Genomic DNA, 5,178 nt, shown 5'->3' with positions numbered 1-5,178 from the left:
GGCGCCGACACCCCCGTCATCACCCTCGACGCCCGCCGCCGCGACAGCGCCAAAAGCGCCCTCATCACCCTCGTCGAACACGCCCTCCTCGCGCGGCTCCGCTGAGCGAACGGGAACCGCTCGGCCCCGGCGGCCCGTCACTGCAACGGGACGCCGGGGCCGTCGCGCTGACCGGCCGGTGTCCTCCCGGGGCCCCGCGCAAGACCCGTGTATAAGCAGCGGATAACAGTTCGGTAGGCATTTCGTGATCAACAATGACGCAGCGTGACGAATCAGCGTCACTCAGCGCCAGTCGGCCACGGTTTTGCTCCGCCATGTCGGCGAATGTCCGGATTGTTCCCACGCGGGCGCCATCGGGCGGCTGTTTGTCCCCCATCCCTGCACGTGCTGAAATTCCAGCTACCCCTGAATCTCCCCAGCCGGCCGTCCGGTGACGGGTCAGGGCCCGGGGGTAGCGCTGGATTGATCCATGGCCGGCAGTCGGCCGAGAGGTAGTTGTCGAGTGAGGCGTAAGCAGCAACCCGCCCCGCAGCGGCGCTCCGAGCCCCGCCAGAGCGAGCCGAAGAGTACCCCAGGGGGCCCGGCCGGGTTCTCCGCGTTCACTCCCACCGAGGAACGCCCCCCGGCCACACCGGGCCAGGCCCCGCCGAGCAGCGCCACGGCGCCCCGCGACGGCGGCACACCGGGCGGTGACGGCGGCTCCGGCCGGTACGACTTCCTCCGCCCGCGCAACTGGCGCGTGCCGACCCGTCTGATCGCGATCCTGCTGATCCCCGTGATCATCAGTCTCGTCTTCGGCGGCCTCCGCGTGAACACCTCGGTCGACGGCTACATCAAGGCGTCCCGCGCCGAGAAGACCGCCGAGCTGGCCAAGGCGGCGACCGAACTCGCCGAGGCACTGGAGAACGAGCGCGACAAGACGCTCATACCCCTGGTCACCAAGCAGGACCCGAACAACGAGGTGGCCAAGCGCCGCGCCGACACCGACGCCGCGCTGAAGGCGTACAACGCCGCCTACGCGGCCACCGACAAGTCCGGTGAGCTGCCCCGCCGCCACGACGCGCTCCAGGCGCTGATCGTCGACCTGCCGCACCTGCGGGCCAACGCGTACAACCCCGAGCTGTTCGTCAGCGCGACGGCGAGCGCCTACTCGGTGATGTTCGCCCCGCTGCTGGCCTACGACAACTCGGTCGGCATGGGCTCCAGCAACGCCACCAGCAAGGGCCGCGCGATCTACGCGATGTCGCTGGCCAAGGCGTCCGCCTCGACCCAGCGCGCGCTGATGCTGAACCTGCTGGTCGGCATCGCGCAGAACGGCACCACCCGGTACGAGAACGCCGACATGATCCAGCAGATCCTGGTCGCGGAGAAGCTGGAGCAGGTCTCCCTCACCGAGTTCGACACCGGCAGCGCGCCCGAGGACGCCCGGAAGTACGCGAACGCGCAGGTCGCCATCGCCGTCGCCCAGGAGCACTCGGCGTACAAGATGCCGAACGGCATGGCGCCCAGCATGCAGGGCCTGCTGGCCCTCGGCGCCGCGTACAGCCAGGCCGCCGCCGAGGGCCAGACCAAGGGCAAGGCCGCCGCCGACGCCGCGTACGCCGAGGCGAAGAACGCCGGCCTGACCCCGGACAACTGGAACCAGGCCGCCAACACCCACATCCAGGCCCTGCGGAACACCGAAATCGCGCTGCTGGACGACGTCCTCAACGACTCCCGCAGCCTCAAGGACAACGCGCTCTACGACGCCATCCTCAACACGGTCATCGTCGTCGCCGCGCTCATCCTGGCCGGTCTGCTCACCGGCTACGTCGCCCGCTCGATGATCCTCGGCATGCGCACCCTGCGCAGCGCCGCCCTGGAGATCGCCGACCACCGCCTGCCGGACCTGGTCGAGAAGCTCTCCAAGACCGACCCCGACCGGGTCGACACCTCGGTGACCCAGATCCCCCTGCACGGCAAGGACGAGATCGGCGAAGTCGCCCGGGCGTTCGACCAGGTCCACCAGCAGGCCGTGGCGCTCGCCGCCGAGCAGGCCCTGCTGCGAGGCAACGTCAACGCGATCTTCACCAACCTGTCGCGTCGCAGCCAGAGCCTGATCCAGCGCCAGCTGGCGCTGATCACCGACCTGGAGAACAACGAGGCCGACCCGGACCAGCTGGAGAACCTCTTCAAGCTGGACCACCTCGCGACCCGTATGCGCCGCAACGGTGAGAACCTGCTCGTCCTCGCGGGCGAGGAGGCCGGCCGCCGCTGGAACACCCCGGTCCCGCTGGTCGACGTGCTCCGCGCCGCCGCCTCCGAGGTGGAGCAGTACGAGCGCGTCGAACTGTCCGGCATCCCGGAGGTCGAGGTCGTCGGCGCCGCCGTGACCGACCTCGTCCACCTGCTCGCCGAGCTGCTGGAGAACGCCACCTCGTTCTCCAGCCCGCAGACCCGGGTACTGGTCAACGCGACCCGCCTGCCGGACGGCCGCGTGCTGGTCGAGATCCACGACAAGGGCATCGGCCTCACCGCCGAGGACTTCGCCGAGATCAACGAGAAGCTGGCCGAGCCGCCCACCGTCGACGCCACCATCTCCCGCCGCATGGGCCTGTTCGTGGTCGGCCGGCTCTCCCAGCGGCACGACGTCCGCGTCCAGCTCCGCCCGTCCGGCGAGTCCGCCGGCACCACCTCCCTGGTCATGCTCCCGCCGTTCGTCACCCAGGGCGGCGCCGCGCCGGAGCCGGAGGAGCAGTTCACCGTCTCCCGGATCTTCGCCGACCAGGAGCCGACCGCCGCGTGGGCCCCCGAGGGCCACGGCCCCAGCGCCGCCGAGCTCGGCTTCGACGACCACCTCACCGGCATCGGCAGCGCCGGCTCCTCCGGCTTCAGTCCGGCCCTGGAGGCGGTCCAGCGCTCGCAGCGCCTCGACCAGGTCCGCCGCGCGGCCCTGGAGAGCGCCCCGCAGGCGCCGGTGGTGGACGCCGAGGTCGAGGAGGACTACCAGCAGGGCTACGACCAGTACGCCCCGCAGGGTTACGACCAGGGCGGCTACGCCGACGAGCAGTACGGCTACGACCAGCAGGGCTACCAGCAGGACGGCTACGCCCAGGACGGCGGCTACGCCCAGTACCCGCCGCAGCAGGGCTACGACCAGCAGGGCTACGACCGGCAGGGCTACGCCGACGACCGGTACGCCGACGACCAGTACGGCTACCAGCAGGACGGCGGCTACCAGCAGGACGGCTACCAGCAGGACGACTACGCCGACCAGTACGGCCGTCAGGCCGAGGAGGCCCCGGCCGGCCACCCGTACGCCCCCGAGCCGCCCGCGCTGCCCGCCGCCGAGCAGCCCGCCACCGCCACCCTGCCGTCCGGGCTGCCGCAGCGCCGCCCCGGCGAGCAGCTGGCGAGCGGCGGCCCCGGCAGCGCGCCCGCCGGCGCGACGCCGACCGGCGACAGCCCGAACTGGTTCGCGGGCGCCAAGGACACCTCGGCGTCCCAGGAGCAGCGCGGCCACGACGTGTCCTCGCTCGGCGGATACGGCCCGACCGGCCCGACCGCCAGCACCGCCTGGCAGTCGCCGAACGACGGTGACTGGCAGCGGGCCGAGCAGCTGCGCGAGCCCTCCTCCGCCGGGACCACCCAGTCAGGTCTGCCGCGGCGCGTGCCCAAGCAGAACCTGGTGCCCGGCAACGCCAAGCCCACGGCGCAGGAGGGGCCGCAGGTCTCCCGCAACCCCGAGGAGGTCCGTGGCCGCCTCACCAACCTGCGCCGCGGTGTGGAGCAGGGCCGCAGTGCCGGCAACACCGGAAGCTTCCGGATCGACCCCGATCAGGCAGACCAGTCCGGCAACGGACAGAACCGCCGCACCGATCTCTTCGGCGGCTCGAACCACCAGGAGCGTTGAGTTGACTCAGATGAGCCAGGCCGCACAGAACCTGAACTGGCTGATCACCAATTTCGTGGACAACACCCCCGGGGTGTCCCACACCGTGGTGGTCTCTGCCGACGGCCTCCTCCTGTGCATGTCCGAGGGCTTCCCCCGGGACCGCGCCGACCAGCTCGCCGCCGTCGCCTCCGGCCTCACCTCCCTCACCTCCGGCGCCAGCCGGATCTTCGAGGGCGGCGAGGTCAACCAGACCGTCGTCGAGATGGAACGGGGCTTCCTGTTCCTGATGGCCGTCAGCGACGGCTCCGCCCTCGCCGTCCTGGCCGCCCCCGACTCCGACATCGGCCTCGTCGGCTACGAGATGGCCCTGCTCGTCGACCGCGCCGGCGCCGTCCTCACCCCCGCACTCCGCGCGGAACTCCAGGGCAGTCTCCTGCACTGACGGTTCGTCGGATACCGTCCAGGTATTCGAAGTACCTCCGCGTCCTTCCCGGGCCCGCTTCGGCGGGCTCGGGTTCGGACGTTGTACGGCCTTCGCACCACCGGCTCCGGACCTGCGCCGAAGCTCGCACCGCACCGCCGCACCTTGTGAGGAGAGGAACCGTGACACCGCCCGACGACCGCAGCGGCCAGTACGGTCTTCCGTACCCTGGCACAGGCCATGACGCCTTCGGAGCACCCGGCGCCGGCCACGGTCAGCAGTACGGTCGGCATCAGTACGGGCAGCCCCAGCACCCGTACCCCCGGCCCGAGGAGCAGTACGGCCAGTACGACCAGTACGCCCAGCAGCAGCCCTCGTACGGCGCCCCGGCGCCCGGCTACCCGAATCAGGCCCCGGCACCCGAACCGGCCCCCGGCCGCCGGGCCGCCCAGGAGCCCGGCCACGTCGAGGAGTTCGAGGACGAGCCCGACTCCGGCCCGCTGATCCGGCCGTTCGCGATGACCGGCGGTCGCACCCGGCCGCGCTACGAACTCGCGCTGGAGGCCCTGGTCTCCGCCGACGTCGATCCCCAGCGCCTGGCCACCCTGCTCCCCGAGCACCAGCGGATCTGCACGCTGTGCACGGAGGTCAAATCCGTCGCGGAGGTTTCGGCGCTGCTCTCCCTTCCCCTGGGAGTGGCCCGGATCCTCGTGGCCGACCTGGCCGAAGCCGGCCTGGTCGCCATCCACCAGCCCGCTTCCGGCGGCGAATCCGGAAACCAGCCCGACGTCACGCTGCTCGAAAGGGTCCTCAGTGGACTTCGCAAGCTCTAACGCGGCCGCCCCCACCCGCGCCACCACCTCCGCGAAGATCGTCGTCGCAG

General features: G+C 71.4%; 3 protein-coding genes and 1 pseudogene. All 4 read left to right on the top strand.

Annotated elements, in window-relative coordinates; genetic code table 11:
• Positions 1-105, top strand: a pseudogene (locus tag AC0B61_RS36895) (ATP-binding protein); the annotation flags it as partial.
• Between the two features lie 397 nt (positions 106-502).
• Positions 503-3,892 carry a nitrate- and nitrite sensing domain-containing protein gene (locus AC0B61_RS36890; RefSeq protein ID WP_471746872.1) on the top strand — a complete coding sequence of 1,130 codons (3,390 nt, stop codon included), beginning with the start codon at positions 503-505 and terminating at the stop codon, positions 3,890-3,892.
• Positions 3,893-3,902: 10 nt separating this feature from the next.
• Positions 3,903-4,316 carry a roadblock/LC7 domain-containing protein gene (locus tag AC0B61_RS36885; protein ID WP_030248297.1) on the top strand — a complete coding sequence of 138 codons (414 nt, stop codon included), beginning with the start codon at positions 3,903-3,905 and terminating at the stop codon, positions 4,314-4,316.
• A gap of 161 nt (positions 4,317-4,477) precedes the next feature.
• Positions 4,478-5,128, top strand: coding sequence for a DUF742 domain-containing protein (locus AC0B61_RS36880; RefSeq protein ID WP_471746871.1), 651 nt, complete (start codon positions 4,478-4,480; stop codon positions 5,126-5,128).
• The last annotated feature ends 50 nt before the right edge of the window (positions 5,129-5,178 follow it).

Source organism: Kitasatospora sp. NPDC023385 (assembly GCF_055664045.1).
This window is presented reverse-complemented; position numbering and strand designations above follow the sequence as displayed.